Source organism: Sphingomonas sp. (assembly GCF_050725575.1).
In the GTDB taxonomy this organism is placed as follows: Bacteria; Pseudomonadota; Alphaproteobacteria; order Sphingomonadales; family Sphingomonadaceae; genus Sphingomonas.
In genome coordinates this window covers 1-5,017 of sequence record NZ_JBOHHW010000093.1, presented here as the reverse complement: position 1 = coordinate 5,017, position 5,017 = coordinate 1, and the positions used below count along the sequence as shown (strand labels likewise).

Annotated in this window: 5 protein-coding genes; 4 read left to right on the top strand and 1 reads right to left on the bottom strand. The window is 62.1% G+C overall.

What is annotated here, in order from left to right; translation table 11 throughout:
• The 4 genes from ACRECS_RS27220 to ACRECS_RS27205 form a co-directional block, all read left to right on the top strand.
• The coding region (locus ACRECS_RS27220) for a class I SAM-dependent methyltransferase (protein ID WP_431586106.1) at window positions 1-489 on the top strand (489 nt) is incomplete at its 5' end.
• A 61-nt stretch (window positions 490-550) separates the two neighbouring features.
• Complete coding sequence (locus ACRECS_RS27215) at window positions 551-1,660, top strand: acyltransferase family protein (RefSeq protein ID WP_431586105.1); 1,110 nt, start codon at window positions 551-553, stop codon at window positions 1,658-1,660.
• An 18-nt stretch (window positions 1,661-1,678) separates the two neighbouring features.
• The gene (locus ACRECS_RS27210) at window positions 1,679-2,827 is read left to right on the top strand and encodes an SGNH/GDSL hydrolase family protein (protein WP_431586104.1); all 1,149 of its coding nucleotides are present in this window, start codon (window positions 1,679-1,681) and stop codon (window positions 2,825-2,827) included.
• Window positions 2,828-2,830: 3 nt separating this feature from the next.
• Complete coding sequence (locus ACRECS_RS27205; protein WP_431586103.1) at window positions 2,831-4,315, top strand: MBOAT family O-acyltransferase; 1,485 nt, start codon at window positions 2,831-2,833, stop codon at window positions 4,313-4,315.
• 383 nt (window positions 4,316-4,698) lie between these two features.
• Here ACRECS_RS27205 and ACRECS_RS27200 read toward each other — a convergent pair.
• The coding region (locus ACRECS_RS27200; protein ID WP_431586102.1) for an O-antigen ligase family protein at window positions 4,699-5,017 on the bottom strand (319 nt) is incomplete at its 5' end.

Below are 5,017 nucleotides of genomic sequence, written 5' to 3'. Positions count from 1 at the left end.
AACATCTTTGAACTCGGTGATCAGTTCGCCGGCGCTTTCGACGTGGCGCTCGCACTCGAAGTGGTCGAGCATGTCGCCCATCCCGACCAGTTCCTGGCGCAGCTCGCAACGGTGGTGAAACCCGGCGGGCACCTGATCATCTCGACTCCCAATGGCGGTTATTTCCTCAACCGTCTGCCGCGTTTCTCCGATTGCCCCGATGCCTCGATCTATGAAGATCAGCAGTTCAAGCCGGATTCCGATGGGCATATCTTCCTGCTCCACCAGGACGAGATCGCAACGCTGAGCAAACGCGCCGGACTGGAGCTGGTTCGGCACGAGATGTTCACCAACCCGCTTTCGGCCGGCCATGCCAAGACCGCGCGACTGCACCGCATCCTCCCTGGCGCGCTGATCGGGGCGATGGAGGGCGTTACCGCCATGTTGCCGAGCGCGCTGACGCGGAAGCTGTCGGCCGCCTCGATCACCATTCTCCGCCGTCCTTCATAGAGTCTCGACCGGGCGTGCATCTTCTGACAAGGCAGTTTTCCGGGGATCGGATCGCGGCGCCATGGCGCCGCTCGGTGAGGGGCATGATGTGACTGAAGCGGCCGGCAGGCGGGATTATCTCCCCGAGCTTGATGGCCTGCGAGCATTGTCCGTCGGCTTCGTCCTGCTTGTCCATGCCAGCTATGGCCGGCTGCAGGGCGGCTTTCTCGGCGTCGACATCTTTTTTGTTATCTCGGGTTATCTCATCACGCGCCTGATGATGCTCGAACGCGTGGCGACCGGTCGCGTGGATCTGCGCGAATTTTATCTGCGCCGCGTCTTTCGCATCATCCCGCCATTGCTCGCCTGCCTGGTCCTGGCGATGCTGTTATGGACGGGCACGCTTGCCGACCGCCTGCCCGTCGCGGTGGCAGTGATGGCGTTCTTCGCCAATTTTCTGCCCGCGGAGATGCTCGGCAGCCTCGGCCACACCTGGTCGCTCGCGATCGAGGAACAATTTTACGTCGTCTGGCCGATCGTTTTCATTCTCGCGTCATATCGCGGGTCGAGGCCGGCGGCGATCATCGCAGCGCTGGTCATCGTCTCGGCAGTCGCCATCCGCTTCGCCATGCTTGCGGCGGGATATCCACCGGTCCTGCTCTACACCTTTACGCCGGCGCGAACCGACGGACTGATGCTCGGTTGCCTGCTGGCGATCACCGAAACAGCGCTGAGCGCGCGCTTGCCGCAACGCCTGCTCCGCCCGCTCGCCTGGATTTGTTTCGTGGCGATCGTCGCGACCCTGTTCTTCGCGCAGCGCGATTTCATGCAGGAGGTCGCGCCCGCCTTCACCCTGTTCGCGCTGCTCGCCGCTACGCTGATCTTTACCGTGCCGCGGCTGGCCGATGGCGACCCGCTGCGCCGCGCCTTTGCCAGCCCGGTCGCGCGCTATGTCGGGCGCCGTTCCTATGGCCTCTATCTCTATCATTATCCGATCTTCCACGCCGCCGAAGCCTATCGGCAGCCGGGCAATTTGACCAATTACCTGCTGGTGGTGACCGTCGAGGTCGCGCTCTCGCTGGTCGTCACCGAATTGTCCTGGCGCTTCCTTGAACAGCCGATGCTGCGCGTAAAGAAGCGTTATTCGTGGCGGCGGGTCCAAGCCGCCACCTCTGCCCCGTCCGCGACCTGATTCCATCGGAAGATTCTCATGACCGACCCGATCGCGCGCTCCCCTGGGGCTCCATTGCCCAAGGCAAGGCTGAAAGCATGGCTGCCGCTGCTGATCGGCGCGGTGCTCGCGCTGGCATTGCTTGAATATGCGCGCACCCATATCCTGATCAAGCTGGCCGATGCCGGCCTTGGCGCGGAGACCGCCGGCTTCGCGCAGCGTGGTCAGATCACCCAATGCAGCGATGCGGTCGACAGCCACAGATGCGTCGCCACATGGACCAGGGCCGGCAAGCCGCCGGCGGTGCTGTGGTTCGGCAATTCGCAGCTCTTCGGGATCAACCGCTACCGGCCCGGCGACGTCAACGCACCCGAACTGTTGCGCCGCGCACTCGCCGAACGGGGCAAGTATCTCGTCACCTATAGCCAGCCCAACGCCAACCTGATCGAAGAGGCGATTGTGTGGAATGCGGTCGCGCCAATCTACCGCCCAAAGCTTCTCATCTTGCCGGTCTGCTATGACGATATTCGCGAGCTCGGCGTGCGCGAGACGGTGGGCGATTTCACCGAACGCCAAGGCGTCACGGCCCGGCTGGAGTCCCAACGCTATTGGCCGGTGATCGCCGGGGCGATGCAGGAAAGCCTGAAGGCGTCGTCACCCCAAATCGCCGAGGGACATCAATCGCTGCAGACCAGGGTCGAGCGCGAGGCGACCGGCTTCCTTGCAGGGCATTGGCCATTGTGGCAGGCCAAGCCAGCGCTGCGCGGCACGCTCGGCTTTGCGGTGCATACGCTGCGCAACCAGATGCTCGGCATCCACTCGACCAGCAAACGCCCCGTAGATGCCAATGTCTATCGCGATCGCATGGAACTACTCGACGGCATGGTTGCCGATGCCCGGGCACAGGGAGTGGATTTGCTGCTCTACGTGCCGCCCTATCGCCAGGATATCGATGGCCCCTATCCGATGGCGCAGTACCGGGCTTTCAAAGCCGAACTGCAGGCGCTCGCCAAGCGCCACGGCGCGGGGTTCGTCGATATCGACCCGATCGTGCCCGGCCCTGAATGGGCGACGGTCACCGATGAACTGTTCGGCTTCAAAGAGGCCGATTTCATGCACTTCACCGCCGCCGGTCACAAACGCCTCGCCACTGGCATCGACCAGGCCGTGCGCCGGATGGGATACTGATCGATGCTGTTCAATTCAGTCACCTTTCTCGGCCTGTTTCTGCCGATCATCTGCATCCTCTACTGGCAGCTAAAGGGTAACGCGCGGCTCTGGCTGCTGCTGCTCGGCAGCACGACCTTTTACGGGTTCTGGCGGATCGAATTCGTGCCGCTGATGCTCGGCAGCGCAGTGATGGATTATTATCTCGCGCTGCTGATCGACCGACAGGAGGATCCGATCAAGCGCAAGCGGCTGATGCAAGTCAGCCTCGTGGTGAATCTCGGCATCCTCGGATTCTTCAAATATTTCATCTTCTTCCGCAACAGCGTCTTCTCGCTGGCCGAGGTACTGGGCTTCCATCCCAGCTTCACCACGCTCAACATCATCCTGCCGCTCGGCATCAGCTTCTATATCTTCCAGACGCTGAGCTACACGATCGACGTCTATCGCCGCGACCTGCCGCCCGAGCGCAACATGCTGCGCTATCTGACCTTCGTGACCTTTTATCCGCACCTCGTCGCGGGTCCGATCATGCGCCCGGACATCCTGATCCCGCAGCTCAAGGATCCCGCGCCATTCGATGGCCAGCAAGTCCGCCGCGGCATCGAGCGCATCATCGCCGGCCTGTTCCTGAAGGTCGTGCTGGCCGATACGATCGCCGGGTTCGTCGACCAGGGCTTTGGCGGCAATATCGCGCAGATGAGCGCGTTTGACGCATGGACGCTCGCCTTTCTGTTCGGCTTCCAGATCTATTTCGATTTCGCCGGCTATTCGTCGATCGCGATCGGCTCGGCGATGATCATGAACATTTATGTGCCGGAGAATTTCAACTTCCCCTATGTCGCGACCTCGCCGCGCGAGTTCTGGAAGCGCTGGCACATCTCGCTGTCCACCTGGATCCGCGACTATGTCTATATCCCGCTGATGGGCCGCTACCGCGAGCCTGGTCACGGCGCCTGGGATACGCTGGCCGAGAGTTCGGAGAATGTGCCAGGAGCCGCCAAGGTGACCGAGGGCAAGCGCACCCGCGCGCTCTTCTCGACCTGGGCGATCATGGGCTTGTGGCACGGGGCAAACTGGACCTTCGTGCTGTGGGGCCTTTACCACGCCGCAATGGTCTGGGCGCAGCGTGTCATCTCGCCGCGTATCCGCATGCCCGGCGGTGTGATCGGTGCGCTGATCGGCGTCGCGATCACGCTGCCGCTGATGATGGCGGCATGGATCCCGTTCCGAGCGGTCAGCCTTCACGACACCTTCACCTTGTGGGGCAAGATGCTCGACCCGCGCCAGTATCACGCCTTCGGGCTCGCGCCGAACAGCTATATGATGGCGGCGGCATTGACCGCGTCGATGTTCATCGTCTGGTTTGTCCGCGACCGCATCGTCCCACGCTTCGCCGTCAACGGCACGCCGCTGGTCGTGGCGAAGACCGCCTATCTGACCGTGGCGATCGCGGTGGTGTTCGTGATGCTCGAAGTAAAGAGCGCCTTCATCTACTTCCAGTTCTGACCCGCCATTGCTGGCTGTTATTTCCGGTAAATTCTTTATCTGGCTGTTCATTGGGCTTTCGACCTGAATTTTCGGCCGACTTCCAATGACTTGCGACACGCTGGTTGTTATCGAATAACAGCCAGCTAACAGCCAGGGTATCAGCCAGTTATCAGCCAGCATTGTCGGCCCGGCTGGCTGTTCCCTGCCGGAACAGCCAGCTCAGACCCATCTGATTTTGACCAGTCATGAGAAAGAGCAGGAGCAATCGCCCGGCTCTTCGCTGCCATAAACAATACCGGTGTTGAATCATCGCGGGCCTTCACGGTCCCGATGTTGGGCCATGCCGCTCCGCGCCGCCGGGCGGCAGGCAATTCGGAAGGGTCGGCCCCTGTCGGAGTTCGTCAGGCCGCGAGGTGGCGGCTGGCGCGCTCCGGTGCTTCCGCCGGTTCGACGATCCGGCGCGGTCGCGCCATCACCCCACAGCACAGACCGAAGATCACCCCGATCGCCGCGGTGCGCAGCGGGTAATCGACGAACTCGTGCAGCATGATGATGCCGGTGATCACCGTCGCCGCTTCCGAAAAGGCATCGCGGGTCGATGCGCGCCAGATCATGATAGTGGTACGCAGCCACCACGCGGCAAAGCCGAGCATCAGGATGATCGCCGGCACACCGCCAGTCATGATCAGCTCCAGAATGTCGTTGTGCGCATGGTTGGCA

Bases quoted from the DNA above. Each gene is read 5' to 3' on its own strand.
- ACRECS_RS27215 (WP_431586105.1), top strand. From the start codon at position 551: ATGGCGCCGCTCGGTGAGGGGCATGATGTGACTGAAGCGGCCGGCAGG.
- ACRECS_RS27210 (WP_431586104.1), top strand. From the start codon at position 1,679: ATGACCGACCCGATCGCGCGCTCCCCTGGGGCTCCATTGCCCAAGGCA.
- ACRECS_RS27205 (WP_431586103.1), top strand. From the start codon at position 2,831: ATGCTGTTCAATTCAGTCACCTTTCTCGGCCTGTTTCTGCCGATCATC.